The sequence below is a fragment of the Bacteroidota bacterium genome, assembly GCA_038746285.1.
GTDB lineage: Bacteria > Bacteroidota > Rhodothermia > Rhodothermales > JANQRZ01 > JANQRZ01.
Window position 1 is genome coordinate 1 of sequence record JBCDKT010000040.1, and the last position, 18,670, is coordinate 18,670.

Below are 18,670 nucleotides of genomic sequence, written 5' to 3' on the forward strand. Positions count from 1 at the left end.
GGCGGATGGGCGGATGGGCGGATGGGCGGATGGGCGGATGGGCGGATGGGCGGATGGGCGGATGGGCGGATGGGCGAAGATCGCTAGCGCAGCGCGCGACGGCCTCGGTAGTTTTCGTGGTTTTGCTTGCCTCCCACACTCCCACACTCCCAGACCTACAGTCCGCGCGCGGCCAGCGGCAGCCGGAGCGTGAACACCGAGCCCACGCCGGGCGCGCTCGTCGCGTCGATCCGGCCGCCCTGGGCCTCGGCCAGCCCGCGCGCGATCGCCAGCCCGATCCCGAGCCGGGGGTAGTCGGGGTCGGTGTTCCGGTCCGAGAACGGCTCGAAGGCGCGCCTCAGGTTCTCCGGCGTCATCCCGCACCCGCTGTCGACGACGGCACACACGCCCTCGCCGTCCTCGGCGCTCACCCGCACCGTCACGAACCCCTTCTCGGTATAGGCCACGGCGTTCCCTACGAGCGGCCGGAGCGTACGCGGGAGCAGCACCGGATCGGCCACGACCCGGACTGACGTGGCGATCTCCGGCAGCAGGTCGATGCCCTTGCCTCTGGCTTCAGGTGCCGCCTCCGCCACGAGGCGGCGCGTGACGGCGGCGAGGTCTACGGTCTCAGCTTCCACCTTCACCTCGCCGGCTTCGACGCGGGCGAAGTCCGTCATCCGGTCCAGGGTCCGCACGAGCCGGTAGGTGCTGCTTTTGAACGTGGCAAGGAGCGCAGCCTGCTCCGAGGACGCGAGGTCGGCCAGCGCATTGACCGACCGAGAGGCTGCCGTCAGCGGGGGGCGCACCTCCTCTGAGAGGTTCATCAGCATCGTCTGCCTCGTCCGGTTCATCTGGTCGGTCAGCGCGACCGCCTCGATCATCCGCTGCACGGACCGCCGCCGCGACGAGACGTAAGCCCCGAGGTAGAGGCCGATCACTGTCATCGTGAACATCCCGAACTGCACCGTGTAGGGGTTCACCTGGGGCAATTCGGCCGGGGCCACGATGAAGGCCGCCGCGAGGTTGACGACGAGGGCACCCAGCGCCGCGCCGGGCATCCCGTACCGGGCTGCGAGCCACACGATGGGCGCGAAGAGCAGATACGTCACCTCCAGGGCGGGCTCCGGCTGGGCGGCGAAAATGAACCAGCACGCGGCGAGCGACCCGGCCGCGGTGAGCGCCAGTTCGAGCAGGTGCTTCGAGGTGGGGCTCCACTCGACCCCCTCGGATGGCCGCAGGGAATGGTCCCACCACAGCTTCGGGAACGGGCGCAGCAGCACGGCTAGGACGGGTACGAGTAGGGCGATGCCGGTTCCGTCCCCGACCGTGTACCCGAGCAGCTGCGGCCAGAACGACGACGCCGGCAGCGCGTCTGTGAGGACGAAGATGCCGACCTTCCACGCGCCCAGCAGCGCCGGCGCGACCACCACCATCAGCACCAGAAAAAACGTCACGTCGCGGACGTGGCGCAGGCGCGGGTTGCACCCGAGGTAGACCAGCAGCACAGCCGCGAGGCCGCCGTAGACCACCCCCTGCCCGAGCGCGTAGACGAGCGTCCAGCCCCACCCGAGCGACGCGATCACGCTCGGCGTCCCGAGCCACCCGCTCAGGAGCACGACCTGGTTGATCACCACCGCCGGCGCAAACCACGACCCGAAGATGGCGACCAGGGCCACGTCGAGCCCTGCCGGGGGGTACCACAGCGAGAAGTCTTCCTCCACGCGCAGCCAGGTCGAGCCCTCGAACACGAGGCGGTACAGCAGGATGTAGCCTGCGCTTACCAGGAGCCAGCGGCCGAGCGGGGGTGGCTTCGGCCGTGCCCGGAGCGCGGTCATGAACTCGGGCGCGCGCGCTTCTCGAAACGTCGTGCGGGGCGCGAGCGCCGGGGGAATCTGAAGACGCATGGAACCGTACCGAGGAATCGTACAAGACCCAGGCTGTGAGACCCTGTGGCTGGTGAGCAGAGACCGCAGACGGCGGACCGCCGGTTTCCCTCACTCGCGGCAGTCTGCCGTCCCCCGGATCGGTGTCCGGGGCAGGCTCTGTCTGCGGTCAACAGGCACGGCGGATAGACGGGGCGCAACTTGGATCATAAATGAGCCGGCAATTTCGTGCAGCGATACCTGTGATGTGCAAGGTACCAGATATGCGAGCCGGTGGGGTAGCGGGGTCTCGTTTCGCAGACGTCGGGCTGTACCTTGCGCATTTTGCTGAGGCTGCGCTGCGCTGCAACGTGTTTCGTCGCTATCCTCCGTCTTTCCTCCTCGCCTTCGGTCACGCTGCGTGATTCCCCGCGACCTGTTCAGCAAAATCCGCCACCTCGAGATCCGCACGAAAGGCCTCGTCAACGACGTCTTCGGCGGCGAGTACCACTCGGCGTTCAAGGGGCGCGGGATCGAGTTCTCCGAGGTCCGCCCCTACCAGATCGGCGACGACGTGCGGACGATCGACTGGAACGTGTCGGCGCGGACCGGCGAGACCTACGTCAAGCTCTACGAGGAGGAGCGCGAGCAGACCCTCGTGCTCGCCGTCGACGTCTCGGGCAGCGAGCGTTTCGGGACGGGCGGGGTCGAGAAGCGCGAGGTGGCGGCCGAGCTGTGCGCCGTCCTCGCCTTCAGCGCGGTCCGCAACAACGATAAGGTGGGGCTGCTCCTGTTCTCGGACCGGGTCGAGCGCTTCGTCCCGCCGAAGAAGGGCCGCCGCCACGTCCTCCGCATCGTCCGCGACGTGTTCGCCCACGCGCCGCAGGCGGCGGGCACCCGCATCACCGCCGCCCTCGACCACCTCCTCCACGTCCTCCGCCGCCGCGCGATTGTGGTCGTCGTCAGCGACTTCTTCGACCGGGGCTACGAGCGCAAGCTCCGCGCCCTCTCGGCGCGGCACGACGTGGTCGCCGTCCACCTCCGCGACCCGCGCGAGGTCGCCCTGCCGAACGTCGGTCTGCTCACGCTGCGCGACGCGGAGTCGGGCCGCCCAGTGCTCGTCGATACCGGCAGCCGTGCCGCGCGCGAGGCGTTCGCCCGGCAGGCCGAGGCGCGGCAGGCCGAGATCGAGACGGCGCTGCGGAGCGCCCGCGTGGACACCGTCCGCGTGCAGACCGACGAGGACTACGTCGAGCCGCTCGTCGGGTTTTTCCGGCAGCGCAACCGGGCGGCGTAACGATGAGCGTCACCGCCTGCCTCCGTCTATGGCGTAGGGGCGACCGGCCGGTCGCCCCTGCGGTGGTGCTGGCGCTGCTGCTGGCTGCTCCGGTCTCGGCGCAGACCGTCCGGCTCCACGTCCTCGCCGACAGCGTGACCGTCGGCGAGCGCTTCGAGGTCGCCGTCGCGGTCGAGCACGCGCCGGGCGTGCAGGTCGTCTTTCCCGAACCGCCCGGCGCGGCTGAGGCGGTGCGCGCCCCGCTCGAAGCCGGCGAGGCCGAACTGCTCGGCCGCCGCCGCCTCCCCCCGGCCGAGCGCGGCGCGGTGCGCGTGGACAGCGCCGTGTTCGAGGCAGCGACGTTCGCGCTCGACTCGGCGCGCGTCGGGCCGGTACCGGTGCGGATCGTGCGCGGCACGGACACGACCGTCGTGGCCTCGCGCTCGGCGTTCGTCGGCGTCCGCTCACTCGTGCCCGCCGACACGACGGCCCGGCCCAAAGGCCTCGCGCCGCTCGCCACGTTCCCGCGGGCGTGGGGACCGTGGCTGACTGCGGCGCTCCTTGTCCTCGCCCTCCTCGTCGCGCTGTGGGCGTGGCTCCGCCAGCGCCGCCGCCGTCCCGCACTGGCCTCGGCGCTGCCAGCGCACGAAGAAGCGACCGTCCGCTTCGACGCGCTCGCGGCGAGGTTGCCCGGCACGCCCGCCGCCGTCAAGCCATTCTACGTCGAGCTGTCGGAGGCGCTGCGGACCTACCTCGCCCGCACCCTCCGCGTCCCCGCGCTGGAGCAGACGACGCGGGAGCTGGCCGATGCGCTCGCCGAGCACGGAGACGACGTGCCCGAGGCCGCGCACAAGCGCATTGCCTCGGTACTGCGCCTGGCCGACCTCGCCAAGTTCGCCGAGGTCCAGCCGGACCCGGCGACGCACGCGACCGCACTCACCCGAGCACGCGAAGCCGTCGCCGCCATCGAGGCCGCCCGCGCTGCGCGGGAAGAGGACAGCGCGGAAGGCGAGGAGAGTAAGGAGGGCGTGGAGGGACAGCCTGCCGGATGAACGCGACCCATCTCTCCTTACCCTGCCTACCTTCCACGCCCACCGTCCTCCGACCCTCCGTGCCCCCCTTCACCGACACCCTCGTCGAACGTCTCGCCCGCGCCGAGCGCGTGGCTGTCCTCACCGGAGCCGGCATCTCGGCCGAGAGCGGCGTCCCGACCTTCCGCGACCCCGGCGGGCTGTGGCAGCAGTTCCGGCCCGAGGAACTGGCCAACATCGACGCGTTCCTCGCCAACCCCGTGCTCGTGCAGGGCTGGTACGCCCACCGCCGCGCCGTCGTCGAGGAGGTGCAGCCGAACCCGGGCCACACCGCCCTCGCGGAGCTAGAGCGGATGGTGCCGCACTTTCTGCTCGCCACGCAGAACGTGGACGACCTCCACCGCCGCGCCGGGACCGAGCGCATCGTCGAACTCCACGGCAACCTCACGCGGAGCTACTGCGCCGACTGCGGCACCCCGGCCACGCGCGGCGACCTCGCCGCCATCGAGGACGGGGCCGAGGCGCGGTGCCGGGTGTGCGGCGGGCTGCTCCGGCCCGACGTGGTCTGGTTCGGCGAGAGGCTGCCCGAGGGGGCGATGGAGCGCGCTGCCGAAGCCGCCGCGCAGGCCGATGTGTTTCTGTCCCTCGGGACGAGCGCCGTGGTCTACCCGGCGGCTAGCCTGCCGCTCATCGCGAGAGAAGCCGGGGCGTACGTCGCTGAGGTCAACGTCGAGCCCAGCGCGATTGCGGGCGAGATGAGCGAGGTCGTGCTCGGGCCGTCCGGCGAGGTGCTGCCGGCGCTCGTCGAGGCCGTGCGGGTGCGGAAACAATGACGCGTCGCCTCTATCGTTTCTGCTGGTGTAGGGGCATACGGCCGTATGCCCCGCCTGGCCTCGGTCCCGATCAGGGCGAACGGCCGTTCGCCCCTACAGGTGCCTCTCACCGGAGCGTCTGATGGTCTTCGCGCACCCCCTCTTCCTGCTCCTGCTCCTCGCCGTGCCCGCGCTGGCATGGTGGGAGTGGCGGCGTGCGCGGCGGCGTCCGGCCAGCCTGTCCTTCTCCGACACGTCCGCCGCCGAGACCGTTGCGCCGACCGTGTGGGTGCGGCTGCGCGGCCTCCCGGCGGTCCTCCGGCTCGGCGCGCTCACGCTCGGCATCCTCGCCCTCGCCCGGCCGCAGATCCGCGACACGGTCGTCGAGCGCAGCGCCGAGGGCATCGACATCATCATGGTGCTCGACCTCTCGACCTCGATGAAGGCCGAGGACTTCCGGCCCAACCGGTTCGAGGCGGCGAAGGACGTGGCCGCGCGGTTCGTCGACGGGCGCACGTCCGACCGGATCGGGCTGATCGTCTTCGCGGCCCAGGCCTACACCCAGGCCCCGCTCACGCTCGACTACGACTTCCTCAAGGAGATGCTGCGGAGCGTGCAGATGGGACTGATCGAGGACGGCACCGCGATTGGCACCGCGCTCGCCACGGCGACGGCGCGGCTGCGCGACTCCGAGGCCGAGAGCAAGGTCATCATCCTGCTCACCGACGGCCAGAACAACCGCGGCGAGGTCGACCCCGCAACCGCCGCCGACGTGGCCGAGGCCATCGGGGTCAAGGTCTACGCCATCGGGGTCGGCTCCGAGGGGCGCGACGCCTTCGGCCGGCGCCTCCCGGACCGGATGCGCCAGCTCCTCCCGCAGTCGGCCCAGATCGACGAGGCGATGCTGACGACGGTCGCCGAGAAGACCGGCGGGCGCTACTTCCGCGCCACCGACCGCGAAGCCCTCGCCGCGATCTACGACGAAATATCGGAGCTTGAGACGACCGAGGTCCAGGAGACGAGCTACCTCGACGTGGACGAGCGCTACGCCCTCTTCCTCTGGCCCGCCTTCGGCCTGCTCCTCCTCGAAGTCCTGCTCTCCACCACCCGACTCCGCCGCGTGCCATGACGACAAGATTGAAAGAGCGGAGGAATGGAAGAGCGAAAGATCGTGCACCTCGCCGCGTAACCATTCTCCCGCTCCTCCGTGCTTCCGCTCTTCCCCGCCTATGACCTGGTCGCATCCTGCTTGGCTGCTTGCCCTCACCGCCGTGCCTCTCGCGGCGGCGCTCTTCGCGTGGGCAGCGGCGCGGCGGCGCGAGGCGCTCCGGCGGTTTGCGAGCCGGGATGCGTACGCGGATTCGGTGGCGCGGCAGCGGCGGTGGCAGGCGGCGCTCGTCGTGGTGGCGCTGCTCGCCCTCGGGGTGGCGCTCGCCGGGCCGCGCTACGGGACCCAGCTCCGCGAGGTCCAGCAGGAAGGCCTCGACGTGGTAATCGCGCTCGACATATCGGAGTCGATGCGCGCTGAGGACGTGGCTCCGAGCCGGCTCGCCAAGGCGAAGTACGAGATCGACCGGCTCCTCGACGACCTCGCCGGGAGCCGGGTCGGGCTCGTGGTGTTCGCGGGCGAGGCGTTTCTCCAGTGCCCGCTGACGAGCGACTTCGGGGCCGTCCGCCTCTTCCTCGACGCCGCCGAACCGTCGCTCATCCCGACCCAGGGCACCAACTTCAACCAGGCGCTCCGCGTCGCCAGTCAGGCCTTTGACGGGGCCGACGACCGGCTCGAAGGAAGCGAGGCGCGCGCCCGGGCGCTCCTCGTGATCTCCGACGGCGAGAACCACGAGGGCGGCTTCCGGCCCACGCTCGCCCAGATCGGCGAGGACGGGGTGGCCGTCTTCGCGGCGGGCGTCGGGAGCGCAGAGGGCGGGCCGATTCCCGTGCTCCGCAACAACCGGCTCGCCGGTTACAAGACCGACCGCAGCGGCCGGACCGTCCAGAGCCAACTCAACGAGGCAGCGCTGCGCGACCTCGTGGCCGGCGGGGCCTACTACCGGATCGACCGCAGCGCGAGCACGCTGCCGGAAATAACCGCCGACCTCGCTCGTCTCGACCGAGGCCCCGTCGCCAGCGAAGCCTTCGAGACGTTCGCCGAGCAGTACCAGTGGCCGCTCGCCTTCGCCCTCCTGCTCCTCGCCGCCGAGCGCCTCGTGGCCGTCAGGCGGAGGACAGAGGACAGTGAGACGGTGGACGGTGAGACGGTGGACGGTTGGCGCGGAGCACAGGGGTCTCGTTAACTTTCTCGGCTTTTCTTTCCACTCCTCCCACTCCTCCCACTCCTCCCACTCCTCCCACTCCTCCCACTCCTCCCACTCCTCCCACTCCTCCCACTCCTCCCGTGCCCCGCCTCGCCCTCGCGCTGCTCCTCTTCACCGTCCCGGCCGGGGCGGACGAGGGCCGCCGTGCGAACGGGCTTTACGGCGAAGAGGCGTTCGAGGAGGCGGCCGCGCTCTACCGCGACGGGCTCGACCGGAGCCAGGACGAGGCGACGCGCTCGTCTCTCCTCAACAACCTCGGCTGCGCGCTCTACGAGCAGGAAGCGTTCGCCGAGGCGCAGACCGCCTTCGAAGCCGCGCTCGCGGCCGCGCTGACACCGCGGGCGCAGGCGCGGGCTGCCTACAACGCCGGCAACGCCGTGGCCCGGCAGCAAAACCTCGGGACCGCGCTCGGGTTCTACCGCCAGGCTCTCCTCGCCGAGCCGGACCACGCCGACGCCAAGTTCAACTACGAGTACGTCAAGCGCCGGACCGAGTCCGACCCCTCGCAGCAGCCCGAGTCCGAGCGTGTCCAACCCTCGCCCTTCGCCCAGCAGCTCAAAGCCCAGGCTGACTCGCTCGTCGCGGCGCAGCAGTACCGCGCGGCGCTCGAAACGATGCAGCGCGGCTTCCTCACCGACTCGACCCTGCAGGCCTACGGCGACTTCCTCGGCCGCCTGAGCGCGGTCGTCGAGATCGACGAACGGACCACCGAGCAACCATGACGCGCCTGCTACCCCTTCTCTTTCTCTGGGTCGCCGCGCTGCCAGTCGCGGCGCAGTCGGCGACGGACTACTACCACACCGCCGCGCAGCTTTACATCGGCGAGCAGAACGCGGGGGCCGAGGCGGCGGCCGAGGCCGGGCTGGCCCTCGACCCGGCCGACGCCAAGCTCCAGGCGCTCCTCGAGAAGATCCGCGAGCGGCAGCAGGAGCAGGGCGGCGGCGGCGACGAGCAGGAGGCCGAGAACGCCGACGAGCAGCAGCCCGGCGAGGGCGCGCAGCAGTCGGACGCGGAGGCCGAGACCGGCGAGGACCCCCAGAACGAATCCGAGCAGGAGGGCGAGCAGCAGCAACCGGGCGACGAGCAGGAGTCAGGCGAGCAGCCGCTGCCGCCCGAGGACCAGCCCGCGCCCGACGAGCGCGAAGCCGACGCCGGGAGCGAAGGCGAGGTCGAGGCGGACCCGCAGGCCGGCGACGGCACCGGAACGCCGTTCGAGGTCAAGCCCGGCGAGATGAGCCGCGAGGAGGCCGAGCGCATCCTCCGCGCTATCCAGACCGACGAGCTGGAGCTGCTCCGCGACGTGCAGCGCCGCCGCGCCCGCCCCCGCTACGTCGAAAAAGACTGGTGAGACGAGTGACGAGGAACGAGCGACGAGCGACGAGTAGGAGCCGAGCGCCGTGGGCAGTGCTAGGGTTCGCGTTATGGCTCGCGCCGATGGCAGCGGCGCAGGTGACGGTCCACGCCTACGTGGACAAGACCACGATGGGCGACAGCGAGGTGCTGCTCTACACCGTCGAGGCCAGCGGCGACTTCCGCGACCTCGGCCGAATCACCGCGCCCGAGACGCGCGGCCTGGCGGCGGCCCAGACCAGCCCGGTCCAGAGTTGGGACGTGTCGGTCGCAGGCGGGCAGACGCGGCAGCGGCTCCGGCTCCAGTGGCAGTACCGGCCGCTCAGCACCGGCACCGCACGCTTCGGCGAGGCCACGCTCCGCCTCGACGGGCAAGCCTACACGACCGCACAGATCGAGGTGACGGTCGTCCCGCAGTCGCAGCGCCCCGCGTCGGCGCTGTGGTCGCCCAGGCTGCGGGCTACGCCGCGGCCGGACTTGGAGCGCGCCTCCGACCTCTTCATCCGTGCCGAGCCGTCGTCGGACGCGGTGTGGCTCGGCGAGCAGGTCGTCGTGGACTACGTGCTCTACTTCGAGTCGAATGTTCGCCCGCGCAACAGCCGGATCGCGAGCGCGTGGGACGCCGACGGGTTCTGGCGCGAGGAGCTCAACCTCGACCGCTTCCTCGGCACGCGCACCGTCGTCATCGACGGGCGCACCTTCGAGGCGGCCCCGATCAAGCGGCTCGCCCTCTTCCCGACGCGCACCGGCCCCCTCGCCGTGGACTCGCTCGACATCGAGATCGACGTGCTGCGGTCGCGGCGGTCGCAGCGCTCGGGCGGGCTGTTCCGCAACCCGTTCAGCTCCCGCTTCGAGCGCGAGACGCTGACCGCGCCGCGTGTGGCCGTCGAGACGCGGCCGCTGCCGCCGGACGCGCCCGCCTCCTTCAACGGGGCCGTCGGGCAGTTCGGCCTCGCCGTCCAGGCCGACCGGAGCAGCGTCGACGTGGGCGAGCCGGTCCGCGTCACGGCGACGCTCTCGGGCACGGGCAACATCGCCACGCTCGAAGCCCCGCGCTGGCAGGCACCCGGCGCGTTCGAGCAGTACCCGGCCCGCACGAGCGAGCGGATCACCCGAAGCGCCGAGCGGCTGCGCGGCGAGAAAGCATTCACCTTCACCATCGTCCCCCGCTCCGGCGGCCGGTTCGTCCTGCCGCCGCTGGAGTGGAGCTACTTCGAGCCCGAGGCCGCGGCCTACCGGACGCTGCGCTCCGACTCGCTCCGGCTCCAGGTAATCGGGCCGGCCGCGCCCAGGGCGGAGGCCGCGCCCTCCGGGACGAGCGAGGCGTTCGCCGGGCCGCTCGAAACGGCGACGTGGCAGCGGGTCCGCGAGGCGGTGCCCCTGTGGCAGCAGCCGTGGGTATGGGCCGGCTTCGGGCTGCCAGCACTCGCCCTCCTCGGCCTCGCGCTCGTCCGCCACCTCCGGGACCGCGACGACGACACCGCTGCCGCGCGCAGCCTCCGCGCTTTCCCCGAGGCCCAGCGCGGCCTCGAAGCCGCCGCCGCCCACCTCGACGCGGACGCGCCGCGCGCGTTCTACGCCGCCCTCGACCAGACCCTCCGTCTGTTCCTCACCGACCGCCTCGCCACGTCCGCGCGCAGCCTCGCCCTCCCCGACCTCGGCGCGCTCCTCGCCGAGCGCGGCGTAACGCCCGAGAGCCGGCGCGAGGTGCTCCGGCTCCTGCGCGAGAGCGACGCGGCTCCGTTCGCACCGCGCCCCCAGGCTCCACCCGCCGACACCCTGGAGCGTGCGACGCGGCTGATGGCGGCCGTCGACGACGAAGCCGCACCCGTCGAAGCCGCCTGACCCGATGCTGCTGCTCGCTCTCCTGATGTTCGCGCCCCAGGCTGAGGCCGACCGCCTGTTCGCGCTCGGCAACGCGCTCACGAGCGAGGGCGACCTGCGCGGGGCGGCGGCGGCCTACGAGGGCGCGCTCCGCACCGGCTGGACGAGCCCCGAACTCGAACTCAACCTCGGGCATGCGTACCTGAAGGCCGGGCAGCTCGGGCGGGCCGTGCTCCACGCCGAACGAGCACACCGCCTCGCGCCCCGACACGAAGCTGTCCGGCAGCGCCTCCGGCTCGTCCGCGAAGAGGCCGGCACGCCGGCCCCGCTCCGCTCTCCCACCGACGCCGCCGCTGCGTGGCTCGCTGCGCACGTCGGCGCGGGCGGCCTAGCGGCATTTCTGCTCGTGGTCTACCTCGCCGTGCTAGGCCTCGTCGGGTTCCGACTCTGGACGAAAGAGCCGCGCCCGTGGCTGCGGCGGGGCCTCGTCGTGCTCGTGCCTCTCGCTGTTCTCGTCGCGGCGGCGACCCGGCTCACCGTGCAGCACGAGGCGTCGCCCCGTGCCGTCGTGATGGCCGACACCAACGTCCTGAGTAGTCCCTCGAGCGCAGCGGCGGCCGTAGACGCGGCGCCTGAAGGCCTCGTCCTCGCCGTCACCGCGCAGCGCGGCCTGTGGCGCGCTGTCCGCCTGCCCGGTGGGGGCGAAGGCTGGGTCGAAGCCTCCGCGTTGGAAGAGATTTAGCAGGCGCGGTGGTACCTTCCGGTCCCGCCTAGCTGCCGCCGCGCATGGAACCCCACGTCCTCCCTACCACCGACGCCGAACGCCGCGGATGGATCGAGGTCGTCTGCGGGTCGATGTTCAGCGGGAAGACGGAGGAGCTGATCCGCCGCCTCAAGCGCGCCCGCATCGCCCGGCAGCAGGTCGAGATCTTCAAGCCCGCGCTCGACAACCGGTACGCGCAGACGGCCGTGGTCTCGCACGATGAGAACGCCATCCCGTCGATCGTCGTCGATACCGCCGACCAGATGCTGCTGCTCGCGGGCGAGGCCGCCGTGATCGGGGTCGACGAGGCGCAGTTCTTCGGAAGCGAGATCGTCGGCGTCTGCGAAGCCCTCGCCCGGCAGGGGCGCCGCGTGATCGTCGCCGGCCTCGACCAGGACTTCCGGGGCCGCCCCTTCGAGCCGATTCCCCAGCTCATGGCCGTCGCGGAGTTCGTGACGAAGCTCCACGCGATCTGCGTCGTCTGCGGCGCGCCGGCCAACCACTCGCAGCGCCTCATTGCCAGCGACGACCGGGTGCTCGTCGGCGAGAAAGAGGCCTACGAGCCCCGCTGCCGTCTCCACTTCGAGCCGCCAGGGTCGAAAGACGCGCCGAAGCAACCCCGACCGGCCGAGCAACCGGAGCAGGTGGCGGCGCGCGACGCGTGAGACCTAGAGCACGTTGCGCTCAGAAGCTGTTTGGATTTGGAGCGCGTAGGCGAGAGCGAGCGAGAAGCGAACGTGTCAAGGCGAGGGAGGAGCTCGATGCCCCCGGATCGGCGTCCGGGGCAGGCTCTAGCGACGAGCGGACGGGGCGCTTTGCATCCGCTCGCAGCCCACGGTCGTGAATCCCAAGCAGCTTCTGAGCCCGGTGCAACGGCGCGCTCGGCAAGCGCGCCCTACCAAGTCTTACCAGAGGTCGTCCTGCCGGGGCTTGCGGGGTGGGGACGCGGGGAGGCGTCCGCTCTGCCGAACTCCGCGAAACATGCCTTGCATCACCGCAGAAGCGGAAGTCACGCGTCGCGTTTCACGAATCAGACCCAAGCAACCCGGAGCGGGGATGGTGCGTCCTACCGGCGTCATGCCTTTTGCGGAATCGTTCCTCGTCCTGATCCTCGGCCTCGCGCTCGTCGCGTTCGTGGCCGGCGTTGGTGCCCGGATTGCGGTGGCCGTCACGCAGCGGCGGAGGCTGCGCGCCGAGGCGGCCGGGCAGGCGCAGCGCGGGTGGGGCGGCCGGGACCACGAGCGGGTCCGCACCAAGTACTTCGAGAAAGAGCGCCGCGCCCGGGCCGTCCGGGCCCGGCACCGCCACGCGCGCCCCGCCGCCGAGCCGCCCCCTGCCGCTGAGCCGGTCGGCCCTGTCAACCTGGAGCGGCTCCACCGCGCCACGCTCGGCCTCGCGGGCGAGGTGACCCCGGACGCCGTGCGCAAGGCGTACAAGGCCCGCGTCCGCGAGTACCACCCGGACCAGGTCGCCCGGCTCGGCGTCAAGCTGCGCCGCCTAGCCGAGGACGAAACGAAACGGATCAACGAGGCTTACGCCTATTTCCGCAAGCGTTTCGGCTTTTAGGCCCATCACTCCCGGTCGGTACGGCTTTTGAATGGAGGTCGGACAAACCTCCTGTCCTCCCTGAGCACCTCGTTTACCGCGCTTGGAGGGCAGGGGCTACGCCGCGCCGGGCAGGTTCTCCACACACTGCGGCGCTCGGCCTGAGCACGCACCCTCATTCTAGCCGGACGACCCGATGGAGCAACACGAGCCGTTTCACCTCTCGGACTTCGACGACCCTGGAGAGCCGGACCCCGCCGACCTCTTCAAGGACGTTCCCGACCTGCCCGACACCGTCGCGCTCAACGACTCGCTCGACGGAATCTCCTTCACGACCAACCCGCCGCCGGTGAATGCCACACCGAAGAAGACGGCGCGGACAGTCGCGCCGAACCTCGTCCCCCGCGTCCTGGCGAAGATCATCGACGGAGCCGTTGCGGGCGTGCTCTACATGCTCTGCAGCTTCCTCATCGCCGACTGGTTCGTGGGCTTCCTGGTCGGCGGCATCGCGGCGACGCTCTACTTCGTCGTCTCCGACGGACTCGACGTGCGCCACATGCCGCAGCGCTCGTTCGGGAAGAACATCATGGGTCTTAGCGTCACCCGACTCGACAACGAGCCGATGACGGCGTGGGTCTCGGCGCAGCGCAACTGGATGTTCGGGGCGCTCTACTTCGCACAGGCGTTCACCTTCATCGCGCCGGCCGTGAGCGTCCTCGTCCTGCTCGTTGCCCTCGGCCTGATCGGGTACGAGGTCTACTGGGTCGTGGTCAACCCGCAGGGCATCCGCTGGGGCGATGACCTCGCGGGAACCGAGGTGGTGCAGCCGGTCCTTGAGCCGGCCTGAGGGCGGCGCGCGCAGGCTTGCCAGAGACCCGGCGCAGAGGTATGTTGCCAGGTCCCTGACTTACCGCCCGCTCATGGCCGACGCCTCCCGCCCCGGTAGCGACCGCTACCTCGTCACCGCCCGCAAGTACCGCCCGCAGACGTTCGCCGACCTCGTCTCGCAGGAGCACGTCGCGGAGACGCTCCAGAACGCGCTCCTCCACGACCGGCTCGCCCACGCCTACCTCTTCAGCGGACCGCGCGGCGTTGGCAAGACGACCGCGGCGCGCCTCCTGGCGAAGGCGATCAACTGCGAGACGCCGCTCGACGCGCGCGACGGGGCCGAGCCGTGCCGGGCGTGCGCCCGCTGCCAGGACTTCGAGCAGGGCCGCAGCCTCGACGTGACCGAGATCGACGCGGCCTCGAACAACGGCGTGGACGACATCCGTGACCTCCAGGAGCGCCTTCGCATCCCGCCGCAGGGGGCCAACCGCAAGGTCTACATCGTGGACGAGGTCCACATGCTCTCCAAGCCGGCCTTCAACGCGCTCCTCAAGACCCTCGAAGAGCCGCCGCCGCACGTCCTGTTCATCTTCGCCACGACCGAGCCGCACAAGGTCCTCCCGACGATCCTCTCGCGCTGCCAGCGCTTCGACTTCCGCCGCATCACCGTCCCGCAGACCGTTGACCGGCTCCGCGAGATCTGCGTCGCGGAGAGCATCGACGCCGACGACGCGAGCCTCCACCTCGTCGCGCGCAAAGGCGACGGCGCGCTCCGCGACGCGCTCTCGATCTTCGACCAGGCCGTCTCGCTCTGCGGCACCACGCTCCGCTACCCCGAACTCGCCGAAGCCCTCGGGGTCGTCGAGACCGACCTCTTCTTCGACGTGACGGACCGCGCGCAGGCGGGTGACCGCGCCGGGCTGCTCCGGCTCGTCGACACCCTTGTCGGGCGCGGGTACGACCTCCAGGAGTTCCTCGCGGGCCTCGCCGAGCATCTGCGCGGGCTCTACGTCGCCGTCTCCACCGGAGCCGCCGACCTGATCGAGGCCGACGCCGCGACGCGCGAGCGCTACCTCGCCGCCGCCCGGGACCTCACCGAGCCGGACCTCCTCCGCGCGCTCCTCGTGACCGACGAGGCCGAGCGCGAGATCAAGACCAGCCCGCAACCGCGCCTCAAGCTGGAACTGGCGCTCCTCAAGCTCGCCAGCCTGGAGCGCATCGCCGACCTGCGCGTGCTGATCCAGAAGCTGGAGCGGCTCGAAGGCATGATCGAGCGCGGCGAGGTCGCCGTCGCTGCGCCCGCACCGGCCGCACCGGCCGCGCCGACACAGAGCGCCGAGCCGGAGCCGCCTCCCTACGCGCCCCAGGCACCACCAGCCGAACAGCCGACTGCATCCGAACCGGCACCTGAACCCCCAGCCGAGGCTGCAACGACAGCACTGCCCCCCGAACCCGAGGGAGCGTTCCCTCCAACTCCGGATCAGGGTCCGGCAGAGGACGCAAGCCCGTCGGGTCCCAGCCTAGGCGAGGGCGAGGCAGCGGCGCAAGAGAAAACGGAGCCCGCTGCGCCGGAACCGGCCATCCCACCATCTCACGACGAGCCTCCAGCCGCGCCGCCCGAGCCCGCTGCCGCCTCGCCTGCGATGCCCGGCCTCGGCCTGTTCGGGCCGCCGGCCCTGCAGCGGACCAAGCCCTCCGGCGACGGCCCGTCGAACGCTCTCGGCGACGGGGCCGAGGGGCAGGCCGAAGCGGTCGGCGTGACCGTCGTGGACGAGCACTTCGGCGTCTCGCTCCAGCGCGTGCGCGACGTGTGGCCCCGGCTGATCGCCACGGTCAAGGAGGAGCGCCCGAGCGTAGCCGGCGTCCTCGCCCACGTCGAGCCGGTCGGAGTCGAGTACGGCACCGTGCAGGTCGCCGTGCCGAGCACGTTCGTGCAGCGCCTCCTCCAGAGCGAGACCGGCACCTTCGCCGAGGCCCTCGCCGGCGCGATGGGCGACGAGCCGCCCGCGCTCGCCTTCGTCGTCCAGGCCGAGGACGAAACCGCCGCCCCGGCCGACCCGTTCGAGTGCATCAAGCAACTCCGGCACGAGAACCCCGTGGTCCGCGCCCTCTTCGAGCAGTTCGGCTGCGAGATCGTGTGGACGTGAGGGCTGATGCGTGGGTACGTGGTGCGTGAGTCCAGTCTCGACGCTCGCGCTCAACCTCGCGGATCACGCCCCACCCGTCACGCCGTGCCACCCTCCCTTTCCCTCTGACTCCCAAGCCCCTTCGTTATGGACCAGCCCAACATGGCCGACCTCTTCGGCAAGATGGCCGAGATGCAGCAGAAGATGGCCGAGACGCAGGAAGCGCTCGGCAACCAGACCGCGACGGCCGAGGCCGGCGGCGGCATGGTCAAAGTCACCGCCGACGGGCGGGGCCGCATCACCGCGATCAAGATGGAGCAGGAAGTCGTCAACCCCGACGACCTCGAACTGCTCGAAGACCTCCTTGTGGCGGGCGTCAACAAGGCGCTCAGCGAGGCCGAGGCGCTGCGCGAGGCCGAGATGAAAAAGGCCGCCGGCTCGTTCCTCCCGCCCGGCCTCGACCTCGGCGGCATGATGTGAGCGACGAACGCAGGGCGACGAGCGACGAGTGACATCAAGCCGTCACCGCCGGTGCGTATCCTCTCCCGTTCGTTGTTCCTCGCTCGTCATTCGTAGCTCGTCCTCATGCACATCACTTCCGAATCGGTCGAAGCCCTCGTCGAGCAGTTCTCGAAGCTGCCGACGGTCGGGCGCAAGACGGCGCAGCGCCTCGCGGCCTACGTGCTCAAGATGCCGCGCGAGGAGGTCGTCGAGATCGCCCGCGCGCTCGTGGCCGTCAAGGACCGCGTCAAGCAGTGCTCGGTCTGCTTCAACGTCACCGACACCGACCCCTGCCCGATCTGCACGTCGGTCAAGCGGACGCGCTCGGTCGTCTGCGTGGTCGAGGAGCCGAACGACGTCCTCGCGCTGGAGCGGACGAACGAGTTTCGGGGCCTCTACCACGTCCTCGGCGGGGTGATCTCGCCGCTCGACGGGATCGGGCCGGAGGACCTCAAGGTGCGCGAACTCGTCGCCCGCATCGCTGCGCCGAAAGAGTCCCAGCCGGAGCCCGCCGAGGGCGTCGCCGAAGACGCGGCGGCCTACGAGCACGAGCCGGTGCAGGAAGTCATCCTCGCGATGAACCCGAACGTCGAGGGCGACACGACGGCGTACTACATCTCGCAGCTTCTGGAGCCGCTCGGCGTCCGCGTCACCCGCATCGCCCGCGGCCTCCCCATCGGCGGCGACCTCGAATACGCCGACGAGGCCACGCTCACCCGCGCCCTCGAAGGACGCTCGCAGGTGTGAGTGCCGAACCTTTTTCCTTCTGTGGTGTTCAGAAACAAGGAAAAACTAAAAAGCTACTGCGCCATGGACGAGGAAAAAAACATTCCGACAGAACTTAAAAAACAAGAAATTAGAGACGATATCAGAGCAGATATACTCAAGCATTCGGTTGATATTCTATGGAGAGAGTGGGAATATCAACTAGAGAGGAGCAAAGAGTTCACGGTGCTACTTACATCCATCGCTGCCGGGATCACCGTAATCGCTGTTACTAATCCCGAGCTGAGTAGCACCTCTATTATATTTGGACTCATTGGAACATCAGTCGCTCTAGCGATATCCCTCTTTTGGCTACGCCTTAATCATCGATGGGCTTCAGTAATTCAGCAAGATACTTTTTTCCTAAACGAGCAATTTTCGGATGACCCGATTGCGAGCAAACATGTATATCTCTCCAACGATTGGAAAAGTCATCGAAGCTTAAATATGAAAGGATCATTCTGGTGGCTCCGAGGCACCATGGGATTCCCAATACTTTATCTATTATATTTCGCCTCTATCGCAATATACTTTACCATCATGCTAATCGAAATAGCGAAGGGAACATGAATCAAACTAGGATCGATTTCTATGATGAATGGGCTAGGTCGGGAAAATTTGACGACCAGCAAAAAAATTTAGAGTTGTACGAAATGCCAAACGTGTTAGAAATGATATATGGCCTAGATCCCGAACATTCTATTGATTTATGTTGTGGGACAGGAAGGTATATTCCAGCCCTACTCGAGCAATCGCGTACGGTAGTAGGAGTGGACGCTAGCAAAGAGATGCTCAAAGCAGCAAAGACTAAGTATAGAGACTTCATAGGTGATAGACTATGTTTTAAGAAGATAGACATCGAGTCCCAAAGTCTTCCCAGTGGTAGATACGACCTAGCACTCTGCACCATGGCCATTGGCGGGTTTGAGGACAAACAAGAAGCTATTAGAAACGTTGGCTCCTCAATGAAGACAGGAGGGTATCTGGTCATATCGACATACCATCCGATCCAAGCCCTAAGACGTAAAGTGCTTACCTCTAGGCATAGTGATCACATCAGCCAGATTCCCTTCACGAAACCGTGGATGGTTTCAGAATACTTCAGAGCATTGACAGATAATCGACTTCAAGTCATCGATATGAGAGAGCCTGTATTTACTGTTGAGACAGCAGCAATGTCTGGTACCCATACTGACGAGGTGGGCTGGCCTCATGTTCTCATTCTCAAGTGTATGAAGGTATAATAGATGAGTAAGAATCCTAATATTCTATTAGTGGTGCCAGAAACTGTGGACATTGCGTGCGCCAATCACATGGAATCCGTAATTTCATTGCTAGAGTCGGAAAATCTGGACTTCCTTTTCACTGGTATCGCTGATTACAACCATACCTCACCATCTTACTCGGATAAATATTTTCATATGAAAGACATACCCTTATACTCAGACAAAGTCAATGTCTTGCCACTCTGTGCCACAATGGATACTGTCCGATGCGTGTCGTACATAGCACGTAAGATGGATAATATCCCATTGAGCCTGTTCTTCTACCCATCCGACAAATGGGCTGGTTTAGTCTCTTGGCTTCGGTTCCAAATGGAAGCTGAAGAAGATCTTGATTGGCATCAATACGTTAATCTTAGCCTACTCGATCATGTAGACGAAATTATCAAACTACTGCATGGTGCGCC

The 18,670-nt window shown here is 68.5% G+C and carries 18 protein-coding genes; 17 read left to right on the top strand and 1 reads right to left on the bottom strand.

The window, feature by feature from the left end; all coding sequences use genetic code 11:
* Positions 1-155: 155 nt before the first annotated feature.
* Positions 156-1,886: an ATP-binding protein gene (locus AAGI91_12610; protein MEM1043456.1), complete on the bottom strand. Its 1,731-nt coding sequence runs from the start codon at positions 1,884-1,886 to the stop codon at positions 156-158.
* Between the two features lie 379 nt (positions 1,887-2,265).
* On the opposite strand from AAGI91_12610, the gene AAGI91_12615 reads away from it, so the two are divergent.
* The 17 genes from AAGI91_12615 (at position 2,266) to AAGI91_12695 (ending at position 18,224) form a co-directional block, all read left to right on the top strand.
* Positions 2,266-3,141, top strand: a complete 876-nt coding sequence (locus tag AAGI91_12615) for a DUF58 domain-containing protein (GenBank protein ID MEM1043457.1) — start codon at positions 2,266-2,268, stop codon at positions 3,139-3,141.
* 2 nt (positions 3,142-3,143) lie between these two features.
* Positions 3,144-4,172, top strand: a complete 1,029-nt coding sequence (locus AAGI91_12620) for a hypothetical protein (protein ID MEM1043458.1) — start codon at positions 3,144-3,146, stop codon at positions 4,170-4,172.
* 59 nt (positions 4,173-4,231) lie between these two features.
* Entirely contained in the window at positions 4,232-4,984 is a 753-nt protein-coding gene (locus AAGI91_12625; GenBank protein MEM1043459.1) for an NAD-dependent deacylase, read from the top strand.
* Positions 4,985-5,105: 121 nt separating this feature from the next.
* Positions 5,106-6,092, top strand: coding sequence for a VWA domain-containing protein (locus AAGI91_12630; GenBank protein ID MEM1043460.1), 987 nt, complete (start codon positions 5,106-5,108; stop codon positions 6,090-6,092).
* A 100-nt stretch (positions 6,093-6,192) separates the two neighbouring features.
* Complete coding sequence (locus tag AAGI91_12635) at positions 6,193-7,257, top strand: VWA domain-containing protein (GenBank protein MEM1043461.1); 1,065 nt, start codon at positions 6,193-6,195, stop codon at positions 7,255-7,257.
* A gap of 101 nt (positions 7,258-7,358) precedes the next feature.
* Positions 7,359-8,000 (top strand): hypothetical protein, encoded by a 642-nt coding sequence (locus tag AAGI91_12640; GenBank protein MEM1043462.1) that lies wholly within the window; start codon positions 7,359-7,361, stop codon positions 7,998-8,000.
* On the top strand, positions 7,997-8,626 hold the full coding sequence (locus tag AAGI91_12645) for a hypothetical protein (GenBank protein ID MEM1043463.1): 630 nt from the start codon (positions 7,997-7,999) through the stop codon (positions 8,624-8,626). The genes AAGI91_12640 and AAGI91_12645 overlap by 4 nt, the downstream gene beginning before the upstream one ends.
* An 86-nt stretch (positions 8,627-8,712) precedes the next feature.
* Complete coding sequence (locus AAGI91_12650; GenBank protein ID MEM1043464.1) at positions 8,713-10,473, top strand: BatD family protein; 1,761 nt, start codon at positions 8,713-8,715, stop codon at positions 10,471-10,473.
* Between the two features lie 4 nt (positions 10,474-10,477).
* Positions 10,478-11,194, top strand: coding sequence for an SH3 domain-containing protein (locus tag AAGI91_12655; GenBank protein ID MEM1043465.1), 717 nt, complete (start codon positions 10,478-10,480; stop codon positions 11,192-11,194).
* A 44-nt stretch (positions 11,195-11,238) separates the two neighbouring features.
* Positions 11,239-11,880 (top strand): thymidine kinase, encoded by a 642-nt coding sequence (locus AAGI91_12660; protein ID MEM1043466.1) that lies wholly within the window; start codon positions 11,239-11,241, stop codon positions 11,878-11,880.
* 412 nt (positions 11,881-12,292) lie between these two features.
* On the top strand, positions 12,293-12,781 hold the full coding sequence (locus tag AAGI91_12665) for a J domain-containing protein (protein ID MEM1043467.1): 489 nt from the start codon (positions 12,293-12,295) through the stop codon (positions 12,779-12,781).
* Between the two features lie 175 nt (positions 12,782-12,956).
* Positions 12,957-13,607 carry an RDD family protein gene (locus AAGI91_12670; protein MEM1043468.1) on the top strand — a complete coding sequence of 217 codons (651 nt, stop codon included), beginning with the start codon at positions 12,957-12,959 and terminating at the stop codon, positions 13,605-13,607.
* A 73-nt stretch (positions 13,608-13,680) separates the two neighbouring features.
* Positions 13,681-15,735 (top strand): DNA polymerase III subunit gamma/tau, encoded by a 2,055-nt coding sequence (dnaX, locus tag AAGI91_12675; GenBank protein ID MEM1043469.1) that lies wholly within the window; start codon positions 13,681-13,683, stop codon positions 15,733-15,735.
* A 126-nt stretch (positions 15,736-15,861) separates the two neighbouring features.
* On the top strand, positions 15,862-16,194 hold the full coding sequence (locus AAGI91_12680) for a YbaB/EbfC family nucleoid-associated protein (protein MEM1043470.1): 333 nt from the start codon (positions 15,862-15,864) through the stop codon (positions 16,192-16,194).
* A gap of 105 nt (positions 16,195-16,299) precedes the next feature.
* A complete protein-coding gene (gene recR, locus AAGI91_12685; protein ID MEM1043471.1) occupies positions 16,300-16,962 on the top strand; it encodes a recombination mediator RecR in 663 nt (220 codons plus the stop codon).
* Positions 16,963-17,550, top strand: a complete 588-nt coding sequence (locus AAGI91_12690; protein ID MEM1043472.1) for a hypothetical protein — start codon at positions 16,963-16,965, stop codon at positions 17,548-17,550.
* A complete protein-coding gene (locus AAGI91_12695; protein ID MEM1043473.1) occupies positions 17,547-18,224 on the top strand; it encodes a methyltransferase domain-containing protein in 678 nt (225 codons plus the stop codon). Before AAGI91_12690 ends, AAGI91_12695 begins: the two co-directional genes overlap by 4 nt.
* Positions 18,225-18,670: the final 446 nt, after the last annotated feature.

Coding starts and splice junctions, on each gene's coding strand:
- recR (MEM1043471.1), top strand. CDS start 16,300: ATGCACATCACTTCCGAATCGGTCGAAGCCCTCGTCGAGCAGTTCTCG.
- AAGI91_12645 (MEM1043463.1), top strand. CDS start 7,997: ATGACGCGCCTGCTACCCCTTCTCTTTCTCTGGGTCGCCGCGCTGCCA.
- AAGI91_12695 (MEM1043473.1), top strand. CDS start 17,547: ATGAATCAAACTAGGATCGATTTCTATGATGAATGGGCTAGGTCGGGA.
- AAGI91_12650 (MEM1043464.1), top strand. CDS start 8,713: ATGGCAGCGGCGCAGGTGACGGTCCACGCCTACGTGGACAAGACCACG.
- AAGI91_12655 (MEM1043465.1), top strand. CDS start 10,478: ATGCTGCTGCTCGCTCTCCTGATGTTCGCGCCCCAGGCTGAGGCCGAC.
- AAGI91_12670 (MEM1043468.1), top strand. CDS start 12,957: ATGGAGCAACACGAGCCGTTTCACCTCTCGGACTTCGACGACCCTGGA.
- AAGI91_12630 (MEM1043460.1), top strand. CDS start 5,106: ATGGTCTTCGCGCACCCCCTCTTCCTGCTCCTGCTCCTCGCCGTGCCC.
- AAGI91_12610 (MEM1043456.1), bottom strand. CDS start 1,886: ATGCGTCTTCAGATTCCCCCGGCGCTCGCGCCCCGCACGACGTTTCGA.
- AAGI91_12635 (MEM1043461.1), top strand. CDS start 6,193: ATGACCTGGTCGCATCCTGCTTGGCTGCTTGCCCTCACCGCCGTGCCT.
- AAGI91_12660 (MEM1043466.1), top strand. CDS start 11,239: ATGGAACCCCACGTCCTCCCTACCACCGACGCCGAACGCCGCGGATGG.
- AAGI91_12665 (MEM1043467.1), top strand. CDS start 12,293: ATGCCTTTTGCGGAATCGTTCCTCGTCCTGATCCTCGGCCTCGCGCTC.
- AAGI91_12680 (MEM1043470.1), top strand. CDS start 15,862: ATGGACCAGCCCAACATGGCCGACCTCTTCGGCAAGATGGCCGAGATG.
- AAGI91_12620 (MEM1043458.1), top strand. CDS start 3,144: ATGAGCGTCACCGCCTGCCTCCGTCTATGGCGTAGGGGCGACCGGCCG.
- dnaX (MEM1043469.1), top strand. CDS start 13,681: ATGGCCGACGCCTCCCGCCCCGGTAGCGACCGCTACCTCGTCACCGCC.